Annotated in this window: 23 protein-coding genes and 1 pseudogene; 16 read left to right on the top strand and 8 right to left on the bottom strand. The window is 56.9% G+C overall.

The window, feature by feature from the left end:
- The first annotated feature begins 204 nt into the window (after window positions 1–204).
- The 3 genes from ACQY4M_RS00505 to ACQY4M_RS00515 are packed head-to-tail and all read left to right on the top strand — an operon-like array spanning window position 205 to window position 2801.
- Entirely contained in the window at window positions 205–1221 is a 1017-nt protein-coding gene (locus ACQY4M_RS00505) for an ABC transporter substrate-binding protein (protein WP_428539431.1), read from the top strand.
- 33 nt (window positions 1222–1254) lie between these two features.
- Window positions 1255–2019, top strand: a complete 765-nt coding sequence (locus ACQY4M_RS00510) for an ABC transporter ATP-binding protein (protein WP_428539434.1) — start codon at window positions 1255–1257, stop codon at window positions 2017–2019.
- Entirely contained in the window at window positions 2016–2801 is a 786-nt protein-coding gene (locus ACQY4M_RS00515; RefSeq protein WP_428539437.1) for an ABC transporter permease, read from the top strand. The genes ACQY4M_RS00510 and ACQY4M_RS00515 overlap by 4 nt, the downstream gene beginning before the upstream one ends.
- Before the next feature lie 115 nt (window positions 2802–2916).
- Here the strand turns inward: ACQY4M_RS00515 and ACQY4M_RS00520 are convergent.
- Window positions 2917–4143 (bottom strand): annotated as a pseudogene (locus tag ACQY4M_RS00520) (IS256 family transposase).
- A 645-nt stretch (window positions 4144–4788) separates the two neighbouring features.
- Between ACQY4M_RS00520 and ACQY4M_RS00525 the strand changes: the two are divergent.
- The gene (locus ACQY4M_RS00525) at window positions 4789–5445 is read left to right on the top strand and encodes an IS1595 family transposase (protein WP_428539609.1); all 657 of its coding nucleotides are present in this window, start codon (window positions 4789–4791) and stop codon (window positions 5443–5445) included.
- On the opposite strand, the gene ACQY4M_RS00530 is transcribed toward ACQY4M_RS00525, so the two are convergent.
- Window positions 5433–5750 carry a hypothetical protein gene (locus ACQY4M_RS00530; protein WP_428539440.1) on the bottom strand — a complete coding sequence of 106 codons (318 nt, stop codon included), beginning with the start codon at window positions 5748–5750 and terminating at the stop codon, window positions 5433–5435. The two genes, ACQY4M_RS00525 and ACQY4M_RS00530, sit on opposite strands and share 13 nt — an antisense overlap.
- Window positions 5751–5994: 244 nt before the next feature.
- Window positions 5995–6240: a hypothetical protein gene (locus ACQY4M_RS00535; protein WP_428539443.1), complete on the bottom strand. Its 246-nt coding sequence runs from the start codon at window positions 6238–6240 to the stop codon at window positions 5995–5997.
- Between the two features lie 45 nt (window positions 6241–6285).
- Here ACQY4M_RS00535 and ACQY4M_RS00540 point away from each other — a divergent pair, with 45 nt between their 5' ends.
- Window positions 6286–7512: an IS256 family transposase gene (locus ACQY4M_RS00540; protein WP_428539582.1), complete on the top strand. Its 1227-nt coding sequence runs from the start codon at window positions 6286–6288 to the stop codon at window positions 7510–7512.
- Here ACQY4M_RS00540 and ACQY4M_RS00545 read toward each other — a convergent pair.
- Together ACQY4M_RS00545 and hpt are read right to left on the bottom strand one after the other, a co-directional pair.
- Window positions 7473–8366 carry a hypothetical protein gene (locus ACQY4M_RS00545; protein WP_428539446.1) on the bottom strand — a complete coding sequence of 298 codons (894 nt, stop codon included), beginning with the start codon at window positions 8364–8366 and terminating at the stop codon, window positions 7473–7475. The two genes, ACQY4M_RS00540 and ACQY4M_RS00545, sit on opposite strands and share 40 nt — an antisense overlap.
- Before the next feature lie 229 nt (window positions 8367–8595).
- Window positions 8596–9132 (bottom strand): hypoxanthine phosphoribosyltransferase, encoded by a 537-nt coding sequence (gene hpt, locus ACQY4M_RS00550; RefSeq protein ID WP_428539449.1) that lies wholly within the window; start codon window positions 9130–9132, stop codon window positions 8596–8598.
- Window positions 9133–9200: 68 nt separating this feature from the next.
- On the opposite strand from hpt, the gene ACQY4M_RS00555 reads away from it, so the two are divergent.
- Window positions 9201–9647 (top strand): type II toxin-antitoxin system RatA family toxin, encoded by a 447-nt coding sequence (locus ACQY4M_RS00555; protein WP_428539452.1) that lies wholly within the window; start codon window positions 9201–9203, stop codon window positions 9645–9647.
- A 3-nt stretch (window positions 9648–9650) separates the two neighbouring features.
- Here the strand turns inward: ACQY4M_RS00555 and ACQY4M_RS00560 are convergent, their stop codons facing one another.
- The 3 genes from ACQY4M_RS00560 to ACQY4M_RS00570 are packed head-to-tail and all read right to left on the bottom strand — an operon-like array spanning window position 9651 to window position 11736.
- A complete protein-coding gene (locus tag ACQY4M_RS00560; protein ID WP_428539455.1) occupies window positions 9651–10124 on the bottom strand; it encodes a CinA family protein in 474 nt (157 codons plus the stop codon).
- On the bottom strand, window positions 10121–10615 hold the full coding sequence (locus tag ACQY4M_RS00565; protein WP_428539458.1) for a phosphatidylglycerophosphatase A family protein: 495 nt from the start codon (window positions 10613–10615) through the stop codon (window positions 10121–10123). Before ACQY4M_RS00565 ends, ACQY4M_RS00560 begins: the two co-directional genes overlap by 4 nt.
- A complete protein-coding gene (locus tag ACQY4M_RS00570; RefSeq protein ID WP_428539461.1) occupies window positions 10612–11736 on the bottom strand; it encodes a bifunctional 2-C-methyl-D-erythritol 4-phosphate cytidylyltransferase/2-C-methyl-D-erythritol 2,4-cyclodiphosphate synthase in 1125 nt (374 codons plus the stop codon). Before ACQY4M_RS00570 ends, ACQY4M_RS00565 begins: the two co-directional genes overlap by 4 nt.
- Window positions 11737–11865: 129 nt before the next feature.
- On the opposite strand from ACQY4M_RS00570, the gene dusB reads away from it, so the two are divergent.
- From dusB to ACQY4M_RS00620, 10 genes are all read left to right on the top strand, one after another.
- The gene (gene dusB, locus ACQY4M_RS00575; RefSeq protein ID WP_428539464.1) at window positions 11866–12846 is read left to right on the top strand and encodes a tRNA dihydrouridine synthase DusB; all 981 of its coding nucleotides are present in this window, start codon (window positions 11866–11868) and stop codon (window positions 12844–12846) included.
- Window positions 12843–13922, top strand: coding sequence for a two-component system sensor histidine kinase NtrB (locus tag ACQY4M_RS00580; RefSeq protein ID WP_428539467.1), 1080 nt, complete (start codon window positions 12843–12845; stop codon window positions 13920–13922). Before dusB ends, ACQY4M_RS00580 begins: the two co-directional genes overlap by 4 nt.
- Entirely contained in the window at window positions 13923–15284 is a 1362-nt protein-coding gene (locus tag ACQY4M_RS00585; protein WP_428539470.1) for a response regulator, read from the top strand.
- A gap of 128 nt (window positions 15285–15412) precedes the next feature.
- Window positions 15413–17662, top strand: coding sequence for an ATP-binding protein (locus ACQY4M_RS00590; protein ID WP_428539473.1), 2250 nt, complete (start codon window positions 15413–15415; stop codon window positions 17660–17662).
- Window position 17663: 1 nt separating this feature from the next.
- Window positions 17664–19070 carry a sigma-54-dependent transcriptional regulator gene (locus tag ACQY4M_RS00595; RefSeq protein WP_428539476.1) on the top strand — a complete coding sequence of 469 codons (1407 nt, stop codon included), beginning with the start codon at window positions 17664–17666 and terminating at the stop codon, window positions 19068–19070.
- A gap of 101 nt (window positions 19071–19171) precedes the next feature.
- Window positions 19172–20548, top strand: coding sequence for a Trk system potassium transporter TrkA (gene trkA / locus ACQY4M_RS00600; RefSeq protein ID WP_428539479.1), 1377 nt, complete (start codon window positions 19172–19174; stop codon window positions 20546–20548).
- Window positions 20549–20557: 9 nt separating this feature from the next.
- A complete protein-coding gene (locus ACQY4M_RS00605) occupies window positions 20558–22069 on the top strand; it encodes a TrkH family potassium uptake protein (RefSeq protein ID WP_428539482.1) in 1512 nt (503 codons plus the stop codon).
- A gap of 137 nt (window positions 22070–22206) precedes the next feature.
- Window positions 22207–22443, top strand: coding sequence for an RNA chaperone Hfq (gene hfq / locus ACQY4M_RS00610; protein WP_118942560.1), 237 nt, complete (start codon window positions 22207–22209; stop codon window positions 22441–22443).
- 6 nt (window positions 22444–22449) lie between these two features.
- On the top strand, window positions 22450–23724 hold the full coding sequence (hflX, locus tag ACQY4M_RS00615) for a GTPase HflX (RefSeq protein WP_428539486.1): 1275 nt from the start codon (window positions 22450–22452) through the stop codon (window positions 23722–23724).
- 114 nt (window positions 23725–23838) lie between these two features.
- Window positions 23839–24750: a pirin family protein gene (locus ACQY4M_RS00620; RefSeq protein WP_428539489.1), complete on the top strand. Its 912-nt coding sequence runs from the start codon at window positions 23839–23841 to the stop codon at window positions 24748–24750.
- Window positions 24751–24752 lie beyond the last annotated feature (2 nt).

A 24752-nucleotide genomic window follows, 5' to 3' on the forward strand; every position in this document is an offset into this window, starting at 1 on the left:
CCCGCAGGGGCGCAAGGTGGGCGGCCGAAATCTTGCTTCAACCGAAAGCCATGGCCTCATGCAGAGGTCTTAATGATTTGCGACCGGCCAAGGGATTAATCTTGGCTCTGCGGTGTCAAGAGAACGCCGTTTTATGCGAACAAATTGACATTCAGGCAAAGCAATGCCCATATGTTTTTAACTTTTGTTAGGGGAGTATGAACAATGACAAAACTTACACGTCGCCAGTCCTTGGCGCTGCTTGGGGCCGCTGCGGCTGCGCCGATGATTCCGGCGCCGGCTTTTGCGGGGGCTAAGCTGAAAGTGGGCGCGCTACGCTTTACCAGTCATGCCGCCAGCTTTGTCGCCTTTGAACGTGGCTATTTCACAGACGAGGGGCTGGATGTAGAATTTGAATTCTTTCAGGCCGCCCAACCGATGGCGGTTGCCATTGCCTCGGGCGATGTCGATTACGCGGTGACCGCTATTTCCGGTGGCTTGATCTCGCTGGCTGAAAAGGGGGCCGCCAAGGTGATCGGCGGTGCGCTAAGCGAGGAAGAGGGTATCGACGGGCAGAAAATCCTGGCGTCGGTTGCCGCATTTGACGCTGGTCTGACCAGCCCGGCAATGCTGGATGGCAAATCCTACGGCATCACCCAGCCCGGATCATCCTTCCATTACATGGGGTCGAAAATCGCGGCCAAAGAGGGCGTAAAAGTCAGCTTCAAACCGCTGAACAAGGTCGGAGCCATCATCGGGGCGCTGAAATCGGGCCAGATTGATGCGTGGTCGATCGTGCCGCATATCGCCAAAGGACTGGCCGGGGCTGGCAAGGTCAAGATCATCGGCAATGTCTCTGATTACATTCCGAATTATCAGGTTACGACTGTGTTTACATCGGCCAATAATGCCGCCAATGAACGCGCCAAAACCGAGGCGTTTTTGCGGGCGTTCTCGAAAGGGGCGGATGATTTCAACGCCGCTCTGGTGGACAAAACCGCCGGTGACGACGCCGCGACCGAAATGGTCAACCTGATCCATAAATATGTCTATGCCGACAAGCCGATTGAAAAGGCGGGAAAATCGATCCGCAACGGCGCAATGCGCATCAATGCGGGGGCGGCGCTGAACAAGGCGTCGGAGATGGATCAGCTGGACTGGTTCAAATCCGAGGGCATGATCAAGGACAGCGTGACCTATGAAACGCTGGTTGATGACAGCTACGTCAAAACCATCATGTAAAAAGGCGGGGGGTGGTGACGCCCCCCATTCCCTATGGATCTGAAAATCGACGCCCTGACGCACCGCTATGGCGAAACAGAGGTGCTGGCAGATATCAATCTGGACATCCCCACCGGACGCATTGTTTGCGTGGTGGGGCCGTCGGGTTGTGGCAAGTCCACGCTGCTTCGGTTTATTGGCGGGCTGGAACGTCCGACCGACGGGCAGGTGTTGCAACTGTCTGATCCGCCCGCCGACAGCCTGAACCCGTTTACTTTTGTATTTCAAGACTTTGCGCTGCTACCTTGGCGCACAGTTGATGGTAACGTGCGGCTGGTGCTTGAAGATCACGGGTTGGGCAAAGCGGAAATGGACCATATCATCACCGATGTTCTGACCCGCACAAAGCTGGCCGATTTTGCCGATGCCCTGCCGAAAAACCTGTCTGGCGGCATGAAACAGCGGGTGGCGATTGCCCGCGCGCTGGCGGTGCGGCCTGCCGTCTGGCTGATGGATGAACCGCTGTCGGCGCTGGACGCGCAGACGCGGGAATTGCTGATGGATGATCTGGTCGGCCTGTGGCTGCGCACACCGTTCACCGCCGTTTATGTCACCCATAATCTGGCCGAAGCGGTGCGCCTTGGCCATCGCATTGTGGTGCTGTCGCGCAGGCCGGGCAGGGTGCGCAAGGTGATTGATATAAAAACCCCGCTGGAAAACCGCACGGCGGGTGATCCGGCGATGGCCGCGATTGAACAGGAGTTGTGGCAATTGATGCGCGACGAGGCCGAAGCAGCGGATCAGGAGCTGATCGCATGAGCAAACCGGTTCCCTATCGCGGCGGCGGCTTTCGTCCCAAACGTATTCGCGGGCTGGGTATCGGGGTGTTCGTGGCCCTGTTGCTGATTGCCGAATGGGGCACGCGGGCAGGGTGGATCACCAACCTGACCCTGCCGCGCCCCAGTGACGTGATCCGCACGCTTTATGAACTGGCTGCCTCGGGCCTGTTGTGGACCCATCTTAGTGTTTCACTGGCGCGTCTGGCGGTCGGGGCAACCCTTGGGGCAGGGGTGGGCATATTGATCGGTCTGGGGATCGGCCTGTTCAGCGTGATGCGCGCGGGGCTGGTGCCGCTGGTGGCCGCGCTGTTCCCGATCCCGAAAATCGCCCTGTTGCCGCTGTTCGTGATCTGGTTCGGCATTGACGAGATGTCGAAATACATGCTGATCGCCTTTGGCACCTTTACCCCGACGGTGGTGGCCACTTATGGCGCGGTGGATAACGTGGACCGCACATTGATCCGCATGGGCCAGAGCTTTGGTCTGACCCGCGCCAGCATCATCCGCAAGATCGTGCTGCCCGGTGCGATGCCCGGTATTCTGTCCGGCCTGCGGGTCAGTCTGGCGATTGCTATTATCCTGCTAACGGCTGCGGAAATGATCGGTGCGGAATTCGGCATCGGTGCCTATATCCTGCAGGCCGGCGCACTTTATGATCTGGAACGGCTGTTTGCCGGTGTGACCATCCTGTCGCTGCTGGGGGTGACACTCAGTTTTGTTCTTAGCATGATCGAGGTAAAAGTGCTGCGCTGGAGGGTCTAGGATCAGTCAGTAATGACGCCGGCAGTCAGTAATTCCTGCCGATCAGGAAGGTTGTGTCTCGAAAGTGGTGGAAATTGATTTCAGGCACCTCCGAGCGGGTTGAGTTATGCGCCGGTCAGGCGGCTTGGTCAAGGGTTGCGTCGGCGACGGGCTGAGCGAGCGTTTCCCAGCCATCGACCTTTCGCATGACGATCTGCCCCGAGGCCATCAGAGCCCAAAGCAGCATCGGCACGGTCTCGGCGCATGGCAGCACGGTCTGGGTCTTGATGCGGCGGCGGAATTCCTCGTTCAGGCGTTCGATCGCATTTGTCGTTCTGGCCGATTTCCACTGGCCTTGTGGCAGACGCGTGAAGGTGAAAAGCTTATCTCCTGCTTCTTCCAAGCTGTCAGCGACGGCCTTGCATTTCAGCCGCCATTTTCGCAGAAATGCCTTGCGGCGGGTGGCGATTTCCTCGGGTGTTTTGGCGTAGATCATGTCGCGGTAATCTTCTGTCAACTCATCATGCATACGCTTGGGTGCCTTGGCCAGAAGGTTGCGGTGCTTGTGCACCGTGCACCTCTGGATCGGCAGATCTTCACCCCAGAGGGCAATGAGAGCGACCTCAAGTCCCGGTGCCCCGTCCACGATGACAAATTCGGGCCGTTTCAACCCGCGCGCATCCAGATCGTTGATGAACTGACGCCAGGCGGAGGTGCTTTCGCCGCCCATGTTCATCAGTGATAACAAGACCTTCTGCCCATCCCGGCGCACGCCAATCGCGGCCAGAACCGAGATATTGGTGGCCTTCCTGTCAATCCGCGTTTTGATCACGGTGCCGTCCAGGATCAGCCGCACGATGTCTTCATCCGCAAGGCTGCGGGCGCACCACGCCTGCCAGTCCACCTTCACCTTGCGCCAGGCGCGGCTCACCACATCCTTGCTGACCGCCCCCTGAAACAGGCCGAACAGGGCGCGTTTTACCCGCCGTGTGTTGGTGCCCGAAAGGTAGACAGCAGCGATCAGCGCCTCGGCCTTCTTCGTCAGCCGCTGGTAGCGGGGCAATGCCTTCGAGCGCCATTCTCTGGCCTTGCCGGCCTCGCCTGTGATCCGCGCACGCGGCACGCGCACCGTTTCGGTTCCAAATGTTCCGACCAGTTGCCGCTCGCGATGCCCGTGGCGGTATCCGGCCTTTGCCCCGCCGCTGCGGCCATACCGGCAACGGCCCAGAAACTGCTCCAGCTCCTCTTCGAAAACCGCCTCGATCGTCGCGCGGATGTTCTGGCGCAGCCGGTCTTCAATCGGGTCTTAGCCTGCTTCATTGGCCAGTAGCGCGGATGTCGATGTTGCTGTATTCTTTGTCATGGCGTGATCTCCTTGGCGGTTCCAGCCGCCGGTTGGGTGGCTTCGATGCACCCGGAGATTACGCCGTCCTCGAATTTCCACCAAACTCGCGACACTACCATCAGGAAACCAGATATCATTGTGTTCGGCCTGAAACATTTTCCTAAGGAAGCTATCAGAAACGCCACGCGCCTTCAGGAAAAGCCGATCCTTTTCCTGTTCTTCTGCCGTGTCGAGTAGTGGGACATCGCTGGCTTGGGCATATTGGTGAAACCCCAGTTGCGCGCCCTCCCACAGTTTACGCCTGTTTCCGGCAAGAAAAACCAAAGTGCAGGCGGATATGCAGCGCTTGTCGACTTCTGTATCCAACCTGTGCCAGATCAGAATTCGCGCAATGCCACGAGCGGCGTAGATACGACCGCCATTACTGTCCAGACGTACGGTTGTGATTGGCTCTGACGGCTTTTCGAGAATGGCTTCTATGGCATCATATGTACCGAAATCTATCTCCCCGTTGATCAGTATTGTATTGCCACGAACAATCAGGGCGGTTGTAGGGATGGCAGGAACAGGATTGGCACCGGTTCGGGAAGAAATGATCGTGGTGGCATCGAAAATCATTAGGGGCTGACCCAGATAACCTAAAAAGAGGTTATGATGGGAAGCATGAGAAAGAGTCGCCTGAGCCACTACAAGCAAGACCGTCTTACGGAGCATTTTGTTTCGGGATCGACAGCACGAACAGCAGCCAGTTTGTGTGGTGTAAACCGCAAGACCGCAGCGTTTTATTTTCTACGCCTGCGCGAGATAATCGCCTATGAGCTGGAGGCGGAAAGCCAAGCTATGTTCGGCGGAGAAATAGAAGTGGACGAAAGCTACTTTGGCGGCAAACGCAAAGGTAAACGCGGGCGTGGTGCGGCAGGTAAAATTCCCGTTTTTGGTATATTAAAAAGGGGTGGGAAGGTTTACACCAAGATCATCCCGGACGCCAAATCCGCCACTCTGATCCCGATCATAGAGCGCAAAGTCGTGCCGGATTCCATCGTCTATTCCGATTGTTGGCGCGGTTATAATGTGCTGGATGTGTCAGACTTCCACCACTTTCGCATCAACCATTCCAAGCTCTTTGCAGACCGTCACAACCACATCAATGGCATCGAGAATTTCTGGAACCAAGCCAAGCGCCACATGCGCCGATTTAACGGTGTCCCCAAGGCCCAATTTGGGCTATATTTGAAGGAATGCGAGTGGCGTTTCAACAACAGTGACCCTTCAGCTCAGTTATTGCAGCTAAGACAATGGGTTAAGCGTTACTTGAAGTAGTTATCTGGGTCAGCCCCAATCATTATTGCAACAGCTACGATCGAAGCACCGTAACTACCCCAGTAAAGCAGGGTGTCACCACTTTTTCCCAAACGGTTTTCCGAGGCCCGCAAGGTACCGGTGATTTGCCAGATAATCAGGATCATATCAGCCGTGAATAATGCCGCAATGCCGATTAAAGGGAGGGAAGCGGGAACAACGCCATAAACCAGGTGAATGATCACCCGTAATCCAATTAATATAACAAAAAGAGAGAGATAGGCAGGTAACAGGCCTTGCCAATGGCTTTTGGTGAAACGGAACATTCACCCAGCATAGGGGGCAAATCGCAAAAAGTCAGCAATTTGCCTATGGGCGTGGCATGCGAAAGCGTCTTTGCGGCTCCATTTGCAGCCAGTCCGGCACGCCGATCCAACGTTCGATTGCATATAGGATAAGACAGATCAAAATGACACCCAGCACCAGTTTCACCCTCTTCGCACTTGGTGGATGCCGTGCCCATCTGGACATGCGCAGAAGTTGCCAAATATTCACTTGTGCGCAGCCATTCTAGAACCGCCACCCGACGGACAGGTCAATATTGCGTGGAACACCATTACTGCCATCCGAATAGCTTGCGTTGAAGTAGGTATTGTTCACAAACAGATATTCAACTGCAATCCCGTAAACCGTAACACTATTTCCGATGTTGGGATCAATATTGATCACCGAAGCCGATGCAGACAGGGCCGTGTTGAACTGGGTAGTGTCGCGAGTTTGGTGGAAATTCGAGGACGGCGTAATCTCCGGGTGCATCGAAGCCACCCAACCGGCGGCTGGAACCGCCAAGGAGATCACGCCATGACAAAGAATACAGCAACATCGACATCCGCGCTACTGGCCAATGAAGCAGGCTATGACCCGATTGAAGACCGGCTGCGCCAGAACATCCGCGCGACGATCGAGGCGGTTTTCGAAGAGGAGCTGGAGCAGTTTCTGGGCCGTTGCCGGTATGGCCGCAGCGGCGGGGCAAAGGCCGGATACCGCCACGGGCATCGCGAGCGGCAACTGGTCGGAACATTTGGAACCGAAACGGTGCGCGTGCCGCGTGCGCGGATCACAGGCGAGGCCGGCAAGGCCAGAGAATGGCGCTCGAAGGCATTGCCCCGTTACCAGCGGCTGACGAAGAAGGCCGAGGCGCTGATCGCTGCTGTCTACCTTTCGGGCACCAACACACGGCGGGTAAAACGCGCCCTGTTCGGCCTGTTTCAGGGGGCGGTCAGCAAGGATGTGGTGAGCCGCGCCTGGCGCAAGGTGAAGGTGGACTGGCAGGCGTGGTGCGCCCGCAGCCTTGCGGATGAAGACATCGTGCGGCTGATCCTGGACGGCACCGTGATCAAAACGCGGATTGACAGGAAGGCCACCAATATCTCGGTTCTGGCCGCGATTGGCGTGCGCCGGGATGGGCAGAAGGTCTTGTTATCACTGATGAACATGGGCGGCGAAAGCACCTCCGCCTGGCGTCAGTTCATCAACGATCTGGATGCGCGCGGGTTGAAACGGCCCGAATTTGTCATCGTGGACGGGGCACCGGGACTTGAGGTCGCTCTCATTGCCCTCTGGGGTGAAGATCTGCCGATCCAGAGGTGCACGGTGCACAAGCACCGCAACCTTCTGGCCAAGGCACCCAAGCGTATGCATGATGAGTTGACAGAAGATTACCGCGACATGATCTACGCCAAAACACCCGAGGAAATCGCCACCCGCCGCAAGGCATTTCTGCGAAAATGGCGGCTGAAATGCAAGGCCGTCGCTGACAGCTTGGAAGAAGCAGGAGATAAGCTTTTCACCTTCACGCGTCTGCCACAAGGCCAGTGGAAATCGGCCAGAACGACAAATGCGATCGAACGCCTGAACGAGGAATTCCGCCGCCGCATCAAGACCCAGACCGTGCTGCCATGCGCCGAGACCGTGCCGATGCTGCTTTGGGCTCTGATGGCCTCGGGGCAGATCGTCATGCGAAAGGTCGATGGCTGGGAAACGCTCGCTCAGCCCGTCGCCGACGCAACCCTTGACCAAGCCGCCTGACCGGCGCATAACTCAACCCGCTCGGAGGTGCCTGAAATCAATTTCCACCACTTTCGAGACACAACCTTGAACTGCATCCTGCCATACAACTCGGCTGTGCGGCTATCCACCGGCAAATTACGTTCATCGAGCCGAAACCCGACGTCCAGATTTTCGAAACTGGCTTCTATTCCAAGAGAATAATTGCGGGTGTTCAATGCCCCTGTATCAATCCGCTCAACACCGCCGAAAATGTCAAGTTCAGGCATCCGGCCGCTGGATTCAAATCTGTGGGAAAAAGCGATCGAATAAAAGTCAGCGTCCAAACCGGAATCGCTGATTTGGTTATAGGATATCCCGATTTCGGTGTTTCCGAATGCGGCATCATAGCGGATACCGTAGGGGTGATAATCCCCGGCCAGCGCCAGATAGGGCACCACTGAATCCGTAAAGGGGGACAGTTGCAAATCCAGTCGGCTGTTCAATGCAAAAACAGTTGTCGGTATGTAGCCACGGTTCATCACCGAACGTGGGGCACCGATGGAAACCCTGCCGCTGTCCCCAAAGTCGAACAAAACGGCCGGATAGAAAACACCCGAGTTGATACCACCACTACCGCTTTGTTTTGCGCCATCAAATCCTAGCGAAAATCCCAGCGAGAAAGAGGATGGCGAACGATTGGGCAGATATGTCAGATCGATATCGGCCCGCGCAAATGAGCCTGATTGGGTTTCATCATCAAAATAGGATATATCCGCATAGCCAGAAATGCCTATTCCACCTAGTGAAAATAAAGGTTTCTGATCCACTTCTGCCATTGCAGTTTGTGCCGATATTAATGTGCTCACAATAGCAACCAAGACAGTGCGTTTCATAATAAATACCCACGAATAAGCGATTTGATTACCAATATCATAGATATTTATGCAAACACAATATCGCTTCTACTGTATTGCAATAGATGCTGTTCACACGGCATTGATATTATTGTATATAATAAACTTATCAACAGCGGGTGGCGGATTATATTTGACCCTAAATATTCGGCCATTTATCCACATTACCCGGGTTCGGAACTGGCCATTTCCCTTGCCGGTTGTGGACTTATGTGAACCGTACTTTTCCAATAAAGGGCAGATTGCGGTTTCTCTGGGCAAAATCAATGCCATAGCCGACCACAAATTCATCCGGTATTTCAAAACCGACCAAGTCGGCATTTATATCGACCTCGCGCCGTGATTGTTTGTTCAACAGGGCAATGGTTTTCATATGCGCTGGTTTGCGCGCCTTTAGCAGCCCAACCACATGTTTCAGGGTGAAACCGGTATCGACAATATCCTCGACCAGCAAAACATCGCGTCCGCCGATCTGGCCGCGCAAATCCTTCATGATTTTCACTTCGCGGCTGGATTCGGTGCCATCGCCATAAGAGGACGCCTCAAGGAAATCCACCTCGACCGGCAGGTCCAGCTCGCGCACCAGATCGGCGATAAACACGAATGAGCCGCGCAACAGGCCGACCACGACCAGCTTGTCGGTGCCCTCGAATGCGTCATGGATTTCGCGGGCCAGATCCTCGATCCGGGCGGCGATGGTTTTGGCCGAGATCATTTCGTCGATGACATAGGGTCGCGTTGGCATAATGTTTCCTTGAACTTTCCCGATATATTCACTTAATGGCATAAAAAAGGATCAGGGGAACAGGAAAAATGCCCACCCAGACGGAAAAGAAGGTCATGCCCTACACAGCCGCGCAGATGTATGCGCTGGCCTCCGACGTGATGGCCTATCCGAAATTCCTGCCATGGATTTCCGCGGCGCGCATCCGCAGCCGCAAGGACATGGGCGATTACGAATTGCTCGAGGCGGATCTGGTGATTTCCTTCAAGGTGTTTCGTGAGCGGTTCGGCAGCCGGGTGAAGCTGTCGGAAAAGAACAAGACCATTGATACCGAATATCTGGACGGGCCGTTCAAATACATGATTTCCAATTGGCGCTTTACCGATCTGCCGGAAGGGGGCTGCGAAGTTCAGTTTTTCGTGGATTTCGAATTCAAGAACGCCATTTTGCAAAAACTGATCGGCGTGGTGTTCGGCGAAGCAGTGCGCCGCACGATGGGCGCGTTCGAGAAGCGGGCGAAAGAGCTGTACGGCTAACGCTTACACGGGGGTGACAGCCTTTAACATCATCCCCAACGCATGATCCCTTGCCATCAAACGCACCTTTTCCCGCCCCAAGGCGCCAAATTCCACCGTTTCCACTTTTGTTTGCCCGTCCATAGCCAACCCGAAACACACCCGCCCTTCGGGTTTGTTCTCGGACGGGCCAGGCCCTGCAATGCCGGTGATCGACACGGCCAGATTGGCTTTAGACCGGCGCAGCGCTCCTTCGGCCATTTCCCGTGCCACTGGTTCCGATACCGCGCCGTATTGCTCCAGCGTATCCCCTGAAACCCCCAGCATGTCCTGTTTGGCGGCATTGGAATAGGTCACAAACCCGCGCTCAAACACATCCGAGGATCCGGCCACATCGGTCAGCGCTGCCGCCACCATACCACCGGTGCAGCTTTCGGCGGTGGCCACCATCAAGCCGCGTTCCCGACAGGTTGTCAGCAGGTCCGGCACAAGGCTCATTGCATCAATACCCCGTGCGAAATCGCTGCCCCCGCCAAAACAACCACAGCCGCCATCAGCCCCGCGATCACATCGTCCAGCATCACGCCCAAAGCGGTGGATTTGCGGTCGGCCCAGCCCACAGGGCCGGGTTTCCAGATGTCAAACAGCCGGAACATCAAGAACGCCGTGACCCAGCCGGGGTAGGGGAACAGCCAGGGGTCAACCCCCGCGAACCACAAACCACCCGACACCGGCAGCAGCGCGATCCACTGGCCAGCCACTTCGTCGATCACAATCTCGCTTGGGTCGTGGTTTTCCTTGCCTTTGGTTTCCTCGGATGTAGCCCACCAGCCGATGAAAAACACCGCAACGGTGGCGATCAGCAGCGCCGGAAAGCCACCCGCGACATGGATCAGATACCCCACCGGAATCGCCGCTGCCGACCCCCATGTGCCCGGCGCGGGGCGGATCAGCCCGACATAGAAAAAGGTTGCGATCAGTTTGCTCATGCCTTCACCAAAGTCACGGTGGCCAGCGCCGCGATCCCTTCTTTGCGGCCGGTAAAGCCCAGTTGTTCGGATGTGGTGGCCTTGACGCTGACGCGCCCCATATCCATCCCCATGATCCGCGCCATTTCGCTGCGCATCGTCCCAGCATGGGGGCCAATCTTGGGCATCTCGCACACCAGCGTGCAATCGACGTTGGAAATGGTGAAGCCGTGATCAGCCGCCATTTTCACCGCATGTTCAAGGAAGATGTGCGAGGCCGCGCCCTTCCACTGCGGATCACTTGGCGGGAAATGCTGGCCGATGTCGCCCATCGCCAGCGCGCCGTAAATCGCGTCTGTTACCGCGTGCATCCCCACATCGGCGTCCGAATGGCCGTCCAGCCCGTGGCTATGCGGCACCTTGACCCCGCACAGCACCACGTGGTCGCCCTCGCAAAACCGGTGCACATCGTAACCGTTTCCCAGCCGTATATCCATATCCTGCTCCATCATTTGCTCTGCGCGGGTGAAATCCTCGGGCATGGTAATTTTCATATTCGCCTCGTCCCCCATGACAATCGCCACATCCAGACCGGCAGCAAGGGCCACTTCAACATCATCCAGCGCGCCGCCGGAATGGGCCGCATGGGCGGCAAGGATTTGATCCAGATGAAACCCCTGCGGTGTCTGCGCCCGAAACAGCCCGTCGCGCGGGTGCGGGGCCTGCACGCGGCCATCCTGACCGCGCCACAGCGCATCGGTGACGGGCAGGGCGGGGGCAGCACCTGCATGGGTTTTCAGGGCGTCCAGAACATCCGTTATGATCCGCTGTGACACCAGCGGGCGTGCGGCGTCATGGATCAGCACCAGTTCTGCGCCATTAGCCGCATTCAGGCCCGCCTGTACCGAGGCATCCCGCGTTGCGCCACCATTCACCACTTCCACATCGGGCAGGGTGGGCAACAGATCGCGGTCATCCGTGTTGATCACCAGAATGATACGGTTGATCTGCGGGTGACGGGCAAAAGCGGCGATGGTGTGCTGCAAAACCATGCGACCGCGCAGGGGCTGGAATTGCTTTGGCAAATCCCCTCCGGCGCGAAGACCACGGCCTGCGGCAACGATGATGGCGGCTGTTTTCATAGGGGCAAGGTTTAGATTTTTCCCGCAAGCAGGGCAATGCGAAGTTTCACACGGTGACAAATCGCCCGTTCCCATTGCGCTTGCAACGTGGCAAAGGGTAAAAGGGCAGGATGCACAAGGATTAGGCATTTGACTATTAAACTGGCAAACCTCACATTGGACCCTCCGGTTTTTCTGGCCCCGCTGGCCGGTATCACGGACCTGCCGTTTCGCCGTCTGGTGTCGCGGTTCGGTGCGGGGCTGGTGGTCAGTGAAATGGTTGACAGCTTTGAAATGCTGGTTGGCAAACGCGGTGTGCGGGAAAAGGCCGAGCTGGGGCTGAATGAGGAAAATACTGCCGTTCAACTGGCCGGTCGTGAGCCTGAGCCGATTGCCGAAGCCGCCCGCGTGGTCGCCGGTAACGGTGCGCGGATCATTGATATCAATATGGGGTGCCCGGCCAAAAAGGTGGTCAGCGGCTATTCCGGCTCGGCCCTGATGCGCGATCTGGACCATGCCTTGCGTCTGATTGACGCCGTGGTGGGGGCCGTCGATGTGCCCGTGACGCTGAAAACCCGTCTGGGCTGGGATGATGCCAGCCTGAACGCTACGACGTTGGCGCAGCGCGCTGAAAACGCCGGCATCCAGATGATAACCATCCATGGTCGCACCCGTTGCCAGTTCTACAAAGGCCGCGCCGATTGGGCCGCAATCGCGCCAATCAAACAGGCCGTCAATATCCCCGTTATCGCCAATGGCGACATCAGAACCAGTGCTGATGCGCGCGCGGCCCTGCAAGCCTCGGGCGTGGATGGTGTGATGGTTGGACGCGGGGCGCAGGGCGCGCCCTGGCGGCTGGCGGAAATCGCCGCCGATCTGTATGGCACACCGCCCCCCGTGATCCCGACAGGGACGGCGCTGGTTGATCTGGTAGCGGAACATTACGAGGCAATGATCGAGTTTTACGGCATAAAAATGGGCAACCGCAATGCCCGCAAACATCTGGGCTGGTATATGGACCACGCGGGCACCCCGCCGGATATGCGCAAACGTCTGTTAACCGAGGTTGACCCCGCCACAGTCCTGTCCTTGCTGCCCGGGGCACTGACGGGTGAAAGGCAAGCAGCATGAGCTTTGCCAGCCTCTGGAACGCGCTGCCAACACCTGCGCTGCTGATAGGCGAGGATAACGAGATAATTGCCGCCAATCCTTCCGCCGAAGGGTTCCTTGTGACCTCGGCCAAATCGTTGAAGGGCAAACAGGTGGATGACCGTCTAACGATCAACGCCCCTTTGCTGGAATCGATTCAACGGGTGCGGCGCACGCATGGTCCACTGTTCATCAACGATATCGAGGCCGCCCACCGTGGCCATGCCCCCCAGCGCTGCAATATCCAGATCACGCCGATGGCGCCGGATGATCCACGGCTGCTGATGCTGATCATCCCGCGCCAAAACAAGGATGGCGGTGGCGGGCCAGCCTCCAAATCCGCCGCGAAGTCCGCCATCGGCATGGCCGAAATGCTGGCCCATGAAATCAAGAACCCGCTGGCGGGCATCACTGGCGCGGCCCAGCTTCTGGCGATGAACTTGCCACCACAAGACCTTGAAATGACAGATCTTATCGTATCCGAGGCCCGCCGCATCGTTGCCCTGCTGGATCAGGTCGAACAGTTCGGCAACCTGTCGCCGCCAAATCGCCGCGTGGTCAATATCCACGATGTAGTGGACCGCGCCCGCATATCGGCGCAGGTGGGCTTTGCCGCACATATGACGATCATCGAGGAATATGACCCCTCCTTGCCCCCCACATGGGCCGATGCGGACCAGTTGATGCAAGTGGTGCTGAACCTGTTGAAAAATGCCGCCGAAGCTGCGCCCAAGGCGGGCGGGGTGATCCGTATCCGCACCGCTTTTGACAACGGCTTGCGCCTGCGCCGCAGTGATGGCAGCGGCGCGCCTTTGCCCATTCTGGTGGAAATTATCGACAATGGCCCGGGACTGCCGTCCGATATTGCCGACGATGTGTTCGACCCTTTCGTGTCGGGGCGTGAAAACGGCACCGGACTGGGGCTGGCGCTGGTGTCGAAAATCATTGCCGAACACGAGGGATGGATTTCGGTCGAATCCGAGCCGGGCCACACGGTGTTTCGCATTTCTCTGCCCAAAGCCCCCGCAGAAACACCCGCAGAAACAGGAGCCGAATAGATGGATGGCACAGTATTAATCGCTGACGATGATCGCACGATCCGCACGGTTCTGACGCAGGCCTTCACGCGGGCAGGGTGCAAGGTGCATGCCACATCGTCGCTGGTCACGCTGATGCGCTGGGTCGAGGAAGGCAAGGGCGATCTGGTGATCTCGGATGTGGTCATGCCGGACGGTAACGGTTTGGAAATGCTGCCTAAAATCAGTGCGGCACGGGATGAATTGCCGGTGATTGTGATCTCGGCCCAGAACACCATTATGACGGCGATCAAGGCGACCGAGGCCAAGGCGTTCGACTATCTGCCCAAACCATTTGATCTACCCGACCTGATGAAACGCAGCGCACGGGCCTTGGCGTTGAAACGGCGCGTGGCCAGTCCGGCAAACAGCCCAAAGCAGGCCGAAAGCGAATTGCCACTGGTCGGGCGCACCGGCGTGATGCAGGAAATTTACCGGCTGATTGCGCGGGTGGTGAACGGCGGTTTGCCGGTGATGATCAGCGGTGAAAGCGGCACGGGCAAATCCCTGATTGCCCGCACCATCCACGATTTCAGCGACAGGCGCGCGCTGCCCTTTGTCGTGGTGAACCCCTCTGATCTGACCACACCCGACGGGCTGGACCGGATGCTGGCCCGCGCGGGTACGGGCACGCTGGTGTTTGACGAAGTGTCTGATCTGGAATGGAATATTCAGGGGCAGGTGGCCCGCCTGATGGACCGTCTGGGCGACAATTCCCCGCGTATCATGGCCACCACACAGGCCGATCTGGCCGCCAAGATGGACGAAGGCGATTTCAGGCAAGACCTGTTTTATCGTCTGAACGGTGTATCGCTGGCGGTTCCGGCCCTGCGCGACCGCGTTGACGATATCCCGCTTTTGGCCGAGTTTTTCCTGAGCCGGAATGCGGACGAGGACGGCACCCATGTTCTGTCACCGGATGCGATGAAACTGATGCGCAGCTACAGTTGGCCCGGCAATGTGCGCCAGTTGGAAAACTGTCTGAAACGCCTTGCCGCCACCAGCGGTCAGGCGGAAATCACTCTGGGCGAGGCCGAACAGGCGCTGGGTGGACAACCGGCAATTGAGCCAGTGATGCAGCGCGGGCAGGGGGATAAGCTGTCGGCCTCGATTGCGCGCCATTTGCAACGGTATTTCGATTTGCATGGCGGGGCTTTGCCGCCCCCCGGCCTGTATCCGCGTATTTTGCATGAAATGGAGCGCCCTTTGCTGGAAATCGCGCTGGAAGCCACGGGCGGTAATCAGGCTAAATGTGCGGATCTATTGGGGATCAACCGAAATACCCTGAGAAAGAAGATTACAGACCTCGATATTCGCGTGACACGTCGCCGCAAACTGGTGTAAAAGGGCAACATTAAGCGTGGCCCATTGGCATCAGCCGGTAACGAGGACACGCAATATGGTGGTTTTACGGCTTTGCGCCACACAATCGTGACGTGCAAGGCGGTGCATTAGAGGAAAGCGGGCAACAGGTGTCAGGCCCTGCCAAAAGCGCAACCTTTGAAAAACTAAGCCGTTTGCGGCGTCGCAGACGTGTGCAAAATGCGGCAACCCTTGGCCTTGTGCTGTTGGGACCGGTATTGGCCATTGCCACATTCGTTATCCTTGGCCCGCTGGACAAAGGAGCAAACGCCCCCAGCCTGCGGCTGATGTTGCTGACCGATCTGGTCTATATCCTTGTGGTCGCGGCGCTGGTGTTGCAACGGGTGGCCAAAATGATTGCCGCGCGCCGCGCCCATTCCGCCGGATCGCGGCTGCACCTGCGATTAACCGGTGTTTTTGCTGTTGTTGCTTTGATCCCGACCATTCTGGTGGCTGTGTTTGCTGTTTTGACCGTGAATGTTGGTCTGGAAGGCTGGTTTTCAGACCGTGTGCGACAGGTGGTCGGCACCTCGCTTGAGGCGGCGCAGGCCTATCAAGAGGAACACCGCGTTGCCCTGACCAAAGACACCGAGGCCCTTGCCAATTATCTGAACCGTGCGCGGCAATCGACGTTCTTTCTGAACGATGGCGATCTGCGCGAATTGCTAACGCAAGGGCAGGCCCAGATCCAACGGGGCCTGCGCGAAGCCTATGTGATTGATGGCGGGGCACACCTGCGCGCGCGCGGGGCGCGATCCTATCTGTTTGATTTCGAGGCCCCGTCACCTGACGATATTGCCAAGGCGGATCAGGGCGAACTGGTGATCATTCAGGACTGGGACAACAACGAATTCCGCGCCCTGAAAAAGCTGGACGCCTATGTGGACCGTTATCTTTATGTCACCCGTGTTGTGGATGGCGATATCCTGAACCTGCTGGATGATACGCAGGAAACCGCATTGTTGTATCAGCAACTGGAAAAAGACCGCGGCAAGATGCTGTTTGAATTCGGCCTTTTGTATATCGGCTTTGCAGTGATCCTTATTCTGGCGGCAATCTGGCTGGGCCTGTGGTTTGCCGAACGCCTGTCGCGCCCTGTGGGCCGTTTGGCAGGGGCGGCGCAACAGGTGGGGACGGGGGATCTGGATGTGCAGGTCATCGAGGAAAGCGGTGACGATGAAATTGCCATGCTGGGGCGCTATTTCAACCAGATGACAAAACAGTTGAAGGGCCAACGCGATACGCTGCTGGAAAACACACGACAGATTGAACGTCGCAGGCGGCTGTTTGATTCTGTGCTGTCCTCGGTTGCTTCGGGGGTTGTCGGGGTGGATGCCAATGGTAAAGTTACCTTCGTGAACCGCTCGGCTGAACGGCTGCTGGCTCTGCCGGACGAAAACAGCGGCGATATTACCGTGGCCGTGCCGGAATTCGGCCCGTTGCTGCAAAAGCTGCGCGACAAGAACACAGAGGTGGTGCAGGAAGAAATCAAACTGACCCGCGAAGGCAAGCTGGAAAATCTGCTGGTGCGGATCAGCACACGGCGCAATGAGGACGGGCGGCTTGAGGGCTATGTGATTGCCTTTGACGATGTCACCGATCTGGTTTCCGCCCAACGTATGGCCGCCTGGGGCGATGTGGCCCGCCGGATTGCCCATGAAATCAAGAACCCGCTGACCCCAATCCAGCTGTCCGCAGAACGTCTGAAACGCAAGTTTTCCCCGATGGTTGGCGATCAGTCGGACACGCTAGAGCAATATACCGATGTGATCATTCGCCAGACCGGGGATTTGCGACGGATTGTGGACGAGTTTTCCAAATTTGCGCGGATGCCGGAACCGGAACTGCGCACCCATGATCTGACAAAAATCCTGCGTGATGCGGTGACATTGCAGGAAAGTGCCCTGCCGGATGTGGCCATCAAGGCTGACCTGCCGGATACCCCCGTGATGGCCGAACTGGATGCAACCATGATTTCGCAAGCCTTGGTTAACCTGATCAAAAACGCAGGCGAAGCTATTGAAAGTTTGCAGAAAAAAGGCGCGCCTAAGGGATTCAAACCGGAAATCCATGTGGAAATGAAAGCCGATGACGGCACAATCAATATCAACATTTCCGACAATGGTATCGGCCTGCCCGAAGACCGGGCGCGCCTGTTTGAGCCCTATGTGACAACACGCGAGGAAGGCACGGGTCTGGGCCTGCCGATCGTGAAAAAGATTATCGAGGAACACGGTGGCACGCTGATCTTGCGGGATGCCGAAATCTTTGAAGGAAACACCCGTGCCGGTGCACGGGCCGAAATACGTTTGCCGGCCAAATTTGTGAGCGGCAGCAACGACAACAGCAGAGGTAATTGATATGGGTGATATTCTTATTGTTGATGACGAACGCGACATTCGCGAATTGATTGCGGATATTCTAAAGGACGAGGGGTATACAACCCGTCTGGCGGCCAATTCGGATGACTGTATGAAACAGGTCAATGCCGAGCCACCGGCGTTAATGATCCTTGATATCTGGCTAAAGGACAGCCGGATGGACGGGATCGACATCCTAAAGACAGTCAAACGTGACAACCCCGATATTCCGGTGGTGATCATTTCCGGCCACGGCAATATCGAAATTGCGGTCGCGGCAATCAAGCAGGGGGCGTATGATTTTATCGAAAAGCCCTTTAATATCGACCAGTTGATGGTGGTTGTGGCCCGTGCGATGGAAACATCTCGCCTGCGGCGCGAGAATCTGAAACTAAAGCGCGGGGAAACCGGTTGTTCCGAAATGCTGGGCGAAAGTGCCGCGTTCAAGGCGCTGAAATCCAATCTGGACAAGGTGACCAATTCAAACGGCCGCGTCATGCTGACCGGCCCTGCCGGTGCGGGCAAGGAAGTGGCCGCACGCTATATCCACGCCAATTCCCCGCGGGCCTCGGGGCCGTTTATTTCGGTCAATTCCGCCTCGATCGAACCCGAGCGTATGGAAGAAGTGCTGTTCGGGCGCGAAACGCCGGATCGCGGGGTCGAGCCGGGCCTGCTGGAACAGGCGCATGGCGGGGTTTTGTATTTTGACGAGGTGGCGGATATGCCGTCCGGAACGCAATCGAAAATCCTGCGGGTGCTGGTAGATCAACAGTTCCACCGGGTCGGCGGGGCTGACAAAGTGCGTGTGGATATGCGGGTTATTTCCAGCACCAACAAAAATCTGGAATCTGAAATTGCGGCCGGCAATTTCCGCCAAGAGCTGTTTCACCGCCTGAATGTGGTTCCGATCTATGTGCCATCCCTTGAGGAACGTCGCGAGGATATTCCACTGCTGGCCGAGTATTTCATCGCCGAGTTGAATAAGACACAGGGCTTGCCATTGCGTCCGTTGTCGGACGAGGCACAAGCCCTGATGCAAACCATGCATTGGCCCGGAAACGTGCGCCAGTTGAAAAATGTGGTCGAGCGTATTTTGATCCTTGGCTCTGACAACGGGCCTATCACGGTCAAGGAACTGCCCACAACCGAAGATACATCCCAAAGCGAAGGGCGGGTGGTGTTGTCTTCCGGATTGGCCACATTGCCCCTGCGCGAGGCCCGCGAGATGTTCGAGCAGGAATACCTGATGACCCAGATCAACCGTTTTGGTGGCAATATCAGCCGCACGGCCAGTTTTGTCGGCATGGAACGCTCGGCCTTGCATCGCAAGCTGAAGTCGCTGGGCATTGTCACTTCCAGCAAAGGCGGCGCACGGGTGGCGCATGTGGATGAACCGGTCAAGGAATAGGGCAGGAATGCCACGCGGCTTGCTTTGGATCAGGGGATCAGATTGACGCCTGACGGTGCATCTGGCATGGATTGGGCCTTACGGTCCTAAAAGGTGGTGTGATGAAGGTTATCATTTGCGGTGCTGGTCAAGTCGGGTGGCAGATCGCCCGCCATCTGTCAGGTGAAAACAACGACGTAACGGTTGTCGATAACAATCCCGAACTGGTGCACCGCGCCACGGAAACGCTGGATGTGCAGGGCATTGCCGGTTTTGCCAGCTATCCCGATGTGCTGGAACGGGCAGGGGCGCGGGATGCGGATATGATCATCGCCGCCACCTATTCCGACGAGGTAAACATGGTCACCTGTCAGGTGGCCCATTCCGTATTTGAAATCCCCCGCAAAATCGCCCGCCTGCGGGCACAAAGCTATCTGACCGCGATCTATTCCGATCTGTATCGTCGCGAACATATGCCGATAGACGTGGTGATCAGCCCCGAACGCGAAGTGGCCGAGGCTGCTTTGCAACGTCTGTCTGCCCCCGCTGCCTTTGATACCGAGAGTTTTCTGGACGGGAAATCCGAGCTGCTGGGCATCTTGATCGAGGACGATTGCCCGGTGGTCAACACCCCGCTGCGCCAGCTGACCGATCTGTTTTCCACCCTCAGCGCCATTGTTGTCGGCATCCGGCGCGACGGAACATTGTTTGCCCCTGACGCCGGTGATCAGGTGTTTGTGGGGGATGAAATCTATGTTTTCACGAATAAGGAAGACGTCACACGCACATTGGAAGTATTTGGCAAAACCAACAAGAAACAGGACCGGATTGTCATTTTGGGTGGTGGCAATGTCGGGCTTGCCGTGGCCGAGGCTCTGGAAACCCGCGCTGACCGTATTCGTGCCAAAGTGATCGAGAAAGACCGCGCCCGCGCCGAAGTCGCAGCCGATGCGCTGGAAAAAACCATTGTGCTGCATGGCGACGGCCTGAGTGCCGAATTGCTGAAAGAAGCGGGGATTGACCGTGCCGACGCAATACTTTGCGTCACAGATGATGACAAAACCAACATCCTTGCCGCGGTCCGCGCCAAGGCCGAAGGCTGCCCGATGGCGATTTGTCTGGTCAATGACCCATCCCTGGTGCCCCTGATGAAGCCGATGAATATCGACGCCTACATCAACCCGCGCGCCACCACGGTTAGTTCGATCCTGCGCCACATTCGTCACGGGCGGGTTCGGGCGGTCTATTCTATCGGTGATGCCGAAGCCGAAGTGATCGAGGCACAGGTGATGTCGACGTCGCCCATCACCGGCAAGAAAATCGCCGACATCGACTTTCCCGAAGGCGTGCTGGTCGGCGCCATAATGAAAGACAACAAGGTCGTGCGCCCGCGCGGCGATACCCGCATCGACGAAGGGGATGTGATCGTGCTGTTCTCCATGCCGGATGATGTCCTCGAGGTGGAGCGGCTGTTGCAGGTCTCCATCGATTTTTTCTAGGGGCCAAGGATGCTCGCACGCCTGTTAAACCTGCCTTTACTGGTTATTCTGATGGGGATCGGGGCAGGGGCGATGTATATTCCGGCGATCTATGCCTATGTCGGGGATGACCTGCATGTGGCGCGGGTTTTCCTTTATGGCGGCACCCTGTTCCTGATCCTGACAACGATGATAGGCATCGCCACATCCCCGGGCAAAAGCAGCAACCTTGTGCGCTCGCATCTTCTGGCCCTGCTGGGAACATTTACCATCCTGCCGATCATGCTTGCCATTCCGTTTTACGAGGCCCTGCGCACCACCACGTTCCTGAATGCCTATTTCGAGATGGTTTCCTCGCTGACCACCACTGGCGCGACCCTGTTTGACCCGGACCGCCTGCCGGATGCCCTGCACCTGTGGCGGGCTCTGGTTGGCTGGATGGGGGGCTTTTTGGTCTGGGTGATGGCCATTGCGGTGCTTGCCCCGTTAAATCTGGGCGGGTTCGAGGTTACGGCCGTGAACAGCGGCAACAGTCATTTCACCCAAATCACCAATACTGCAAATACTTCGGAACGACTGACCCAGTATAGTGCGCAACTGTTTCCGATCTATGCCGGTCTGACCATGATCCTCTGGATTGCTTTGCTGATTGCAGGGGATCAGCCTTTGGTCGCGGTGACGCACGCGATGTCAACGCTATCAACCAGCGGTATCTCGGCTGTAGGGGGTAAGAACAACGTCACAGGAAGCGGCATAACAGGTGAAGTCCTGATATTCGGATTTATGATATTTGCCATCTCGCGATTGACCTTTTTCAAGGATCGCCAAGGCGGGGGATTTCGTCAGCTGCGCAATGACCCCGAATTCCGTTTGGGTTTGTTTTTGGTAATCCTGTTGCCTATAATTCTTTTCTTGCGTCACTGGCTGGCCGCCTTTGACTCGGACACCGAAACCGATCTGATGGCCGCTGGTCGTGCATTTTGGGGGGCGATGTTTACGGTGATGTCTTTCCTTACGACGACCGGCTTTGAATCGGTGGATTGGGCCGATGCCCGCAACTGGTCCGGATTGCAAACTCCGGGGCTGATTATGCTGGGACTTGCGGTTATCGGCGGCGGGGTTGCGACCACGGCTGGCGGGGTCAAACTGATGCGGATTTATGCGCTCTATAAACACGGCAGCCGCGAGATCGAGCGCCTTCTTCACCCGGACAGCGTTGCCGGTTCCGGGGCCAAAGCGCGTTATATCAGGCGATCCGGTGCGCAGATATCGTGGATATTCTTCATGTTGTTCAGCATGTCTATTGCAATGGTTATGCTGGCCCTTTCCCTGACAGGGCAACCCTTTGAACATGCCATGGTTTTCACTGTCTCGGCGTTGTCAACAACGGGTCCGCTGGCTGGGATCGCGGCTGATACGCCCTTGTTTTATACAGATCTGGACTCGATTGCGAAACTCATTCTGGCGGCGGCCATGGTGCTTGGACGGTTGGAAACCCTTGCCATTATCGCCCTGTTAAATCCCTCATTGTGGCGCTCCTGAACAACAGTTTGTCGTTTAATGCGTTAGGGGGCTGATTTTAGGGCTGGAATCTCTCTCAAAGCCTCTTCATAATTGCGCCAGTGTAGAACAGTTAATTGCCCAACAGGGGCAGACCACAATAAAAAGGCGAAAGACCAATGGCTGCCGACAGACAGAATCTGCAAGATGTATTCCTGAATCATGTGCGGAAAACCAAAATTCCGGTAACGATTTTCCTGATCAACGGTGTGAAACTGCAGGGGGTCATCACATGGTTTGACAACTTCTGCGTTCTGTTGCGTCGCGACGGGCAGGCACAGCTGGTTTACAAACACGCGATTTCCACCATCATGCCGGGCGCGCCGATCAACCTGTATGACGGCGAAGAAGAATAGCCGCTGATGGAAATTGATCCCCCGCGCAACACCCGCGCATGGGTTCTGCATCCCGAACTGAAATTCGACAATTCCCGTCGTGATCCCGTCGCGGCGCTAAACGAGGCTGTGGCCCTTGCTGAAGCGATGCCCGAAATGGAGATTGTTGGTTCCGACATCATTCCGCTGCGCAGCGTGCAATCCGGTGTATTGTTTGGCAAAGGCAAAATTGCCGAGTTGAAAGCCATCTTCGAGGCCGAAGAAATTGAACTGGTATTGATTGACGGCGCTTTGACGCCGGTGCAACAGCGTAATCTGGAGGAAGAATGGGGCGTCAAGATATTGGATCGCACCGGTCTGATCCTTGAAATCTTTTCCGACCGTGCCCGCACCCGTGAAGGGGTGCTGCAGGTGGAAATGGCCGCGCTGTCCTATCAACGCACCCGTCTGGTGCGCGCCTGGACCCACCTTGAACGCCAGCGCGGCGGGCTTGGCTTTGTCGGCGGCCCCGGCGAAACCCAAATCGAGGCCGACCGCCGTGCGATTGACGACGCAATAACCCGTATCAAGCGCCAATTGTCCAAAGTGGTGAAAACCCGCGAATTGCATCGCGCCTCGCGCAAGAAAGTGCCGTTTCCGGTGGTGGCGCTGGTAGGCTATACAAACGCGGGCAAATCCACCCTGTTCAACCGTCTGACCGGCGCAAGGGTGATGGCCAAGGACATGCTGTTTGCCACGCTGGACCCGACCATGCGATCCGTCGAATTGCCGTCAGGGCAGGAAATCATCCTGTCCGACACGGTGGGTTTCATTTCCGAACTGCCAACCGAATTGGTCGCGGCCTTTCGTGCCACGCTTGAGGAAGTGCTGGACGCCGATCTGGTGCTGCATGTGCGTGACATCTCGCACCCCAACACGGTCGAGCAGGCGCGCAATGTGGCGACCATTCTGGAGCAGCTGGGCGTGGCCGATGATGCGCCGATGATCGAGGTCTGGAACAAGCTGGACCTGCTGCTGCCCGAGGAACAGGAAGCATTGCAGGAAAAAGCCGCCCGCAAGGATGACAAATTCGCGGTATCCGCGATCACGGGGCAAGGGATCGAGGAACTGCTGAATGCCATTACCGCTGCCCTGACTGATCCCAAAACCGAACGCGAATTGCTGATCCCCTTTAGCGACGGGCGCAAACGCGCGTGGCTGTTTCAGGAAGGTGTTGTCACGCACGAGGACCAGACCGAAGAAGGTTTCAAACTGACTGTGCTGTGGACCGCCCGTCAGGAAAAGAATTTTCGCGAGATGTAATGCGCCAACCGTGCTATTGCGCACGATACCTGTGTGTCAGTGGCTGTATCTTTGCCTGCACGCACCGATCTATATTTGACTGATACGCACCGCAACCAGCGCCGAGGGTATCAGATGTCATTCAGACCGGTAAAATCAACCACACTAGCGCAACCCACCATTGAAGGGGAAGGCGTTAAACTGCACCGTGCGTTCGGATTTCACAATCCGGATATGTTTGATCCCTACCTGCTGTTTGACGATTTTCGCAACGAGAATCCCGAGGATTACGCCGCCGGATTCCCGTGGCACCCGCACCGCGGCATCGAAACTATTACCTATGTTCTGACCGGCAGTGTGACGCACAAAGACAGCCTGAATAACGAGGGCACGTTAGGGGCGGGGGCGGTTCAGTGGATGACGGCGGGATCCGGCATCCTGCATCAGGAAATGCCCAAAGGAAACGCACAGGGGCAGATGCACGGGTTTCAACTGTGGGCCAATCTGCCTGCCAGCCTGAAAATGACCGCACCGCGCTATCAGGACATCGCGGGCAAGGATATTCCCGAGATCATTGACGATGACGGCACACAGGTGCGGGTAATTATCGGCGAATTCTGGGGTAAACGCGGCCCGGTGGATGGTATCGCGGCCGACCCGCAATATCTGGATATCTTTGTGCCGGCGGGTATTCGCAAAACCTTTCGGGTAGACACCTACCGCCATGCCTTTGCCTATGTGTTTGACGGGGCAGGTCGGTTTACGGATGCGGCGCCGCCCAAGGGGGTGTTGCTCGAGAAAGAGGTTCTGGGCGAAGAGGTGAACATCTGTGATCTGTCGGGAGACCGCACGTTAATCCAATTTGGGAATGGTGACGAAGTTACCGTGCAAGCGGGGCCGCAAGGCGTTCGGTTCTTGCTGATTTCCGGCGCGCCATTGAACGAGCCGATCGCGTGGCATGGGCCGATTGTGATGAACACCCGCGACGAGTTGAAACAGGCGCTGCGGGATCTGAACAACGGCACATTCGTCAAACCGGCGCATTAAGG

Origin of the sequence: Profundibacter sp. (genome assembly GCF_965277155.1) — a bacterium.
Taxonomy (GTDB): Bacteria; Pseudomonadota; Alphaproteobacteria; order Rhodobacterales; family Rhodobacteraceae; genus Profundibacter.

Coding starts and splice junctions, on each gene's coding strand:
- ACQY4M_RS00585 (WP_428539470.1), top strand. CDS start 13,923: ATGGATGGCACAGTATTAATCGCTGACGATGATCGCACGATCCGCACG.
- ACQY4M_RS00515 (WP_428539437.1), top strand. CDS start 2,016: ATGAGCAAACCGGTTCCCTATCGCGGCGGCGGCTTTCGTCCCAAACGT.
- hfq (WP_118942560.1), top strand. CDS start 22,207: ATGGCTGCCGACAGACAGAATCTGCAAGATGTATTCCTGAATCATGTG.
- ACQY4M_RS00505 (WP_428539431.1), top strand. CDS start 205: ATGACAAAACTTACACGTCGCCAGTCCTTGGCGCTGCTTGGGGCCGCT.
- ACQY4M_RS00535 (WP_428539443.1), bottom strand. CDS start 6,240: ATGCACCCGGAGATTACGCCGTCCTCGAATTTCCACCAAACTCGCGAC.
- hflX (WP_428539486.1), top strand. CDS start 22,450: ATGGAAATTGATCCCCCGCGCAACACCCGCGCATGGGTTCTGCATCCC.
- ACQY4M_RS00580 (WP_428539467.1), top strand. CDS start 12,843: ATGAGCTTTGCCAGCCTCTGGAACGCGCTGCCAACACCTGCGCTGCTG.
- ACQY4M_RS00530 (WP_428539440.1), bottom strand. CDS start 5,750: ATGTTCCGTTTCACCAAAAGCCATTGGCAAGGCCTGTTACCTGCCTAT.
- ACQY4M_RS00545 (WP_428539446.1), bottom strand. CDS start 8,366: ATGAAACGCACTGTCTTGGTTGCTATTGTGAGCACATTAATATCGGCA.
- hpt (WP_428539449.1), bottom strand. CDS start 9,132: ATGCCAACGCGACCCTATGTCATCGACGAAATGATCTCGGCCAAAACC.
- trkA (WP_428539479.1), top strand. CDS start 19,172: ATGAAGGTTATCATTTGCGGTGCTGGTCAAGTCGGGTGGCAGATCGCC.
- ACQY4M_RS00605 (WP_428539482.1), top strand. CDS start 20,558: ATGCTCGCACGCCTGTTAAACCTGCCTTTACTGGTTATTCTGATGGGG.
- ACQY4M_RS00540 (WP_428539582.1), top strand. CDS start 6,286: ATGACAAAGAATACAGCAACATCGACATCCGCGCTACTGGCCAATGAA.
- ACQY4M_RS00560 (WP_428539455.1), bottom strand. CDS start 10,124: ATGAGCCTTGTGCCGGACCTGCTGACAACCTGTCGGGAACGCGGCTTG.
- ACQY4M_RS00555 (WP_428539452.1), top strand. CDS start 9,201: ATGCCCACCCAGACGGAAAAGAAGGTCATGCCCTACACAGCCGCGCAG.
- ACQY4M_RS00595 (WP_428539476.1), top strand. CDS start 17,664: ATGGGTGATATTCTTATTGTTGATGACGAACGCGACATTCGCGAATTG.
- ACQY4M_RS00620 (WP_428539489.1), top strand. CDS start 23,839: ATGTCATTCAGACCGGTAAAATCAACCACACTAGCGCAACCCACCATT.
- ACQY4M_RS00510 (WP_428539434.1), top strand. CDS start 1,255: ATGGATCTGAAAATCGACGCCCTGACGCACCGCTATGGCGAAACAGAG.
- ACQY4M_RS00570 (WP_428539461.1), bottom strand. CDS start 11,736: ATGAAAACAGCCGCCATCATCGTTGCCGCAGGCCGTGGTCTTCGCGCC.
- ACQY4M_RS00565 (WP_428539458.1), bottom strand. CDS start 10,615: ATGAGCAAACTGATCGCAACCTTTTTCTATGTCGGGCTGATCCGCCCC.
- ACQY4M_RS00525 (WP_428539609.1), top strand. CDS start 4,789: ATGAGAAAGAGTCGCCTGAGCCACTACAAGCAAGACCGTCTTACGGAG.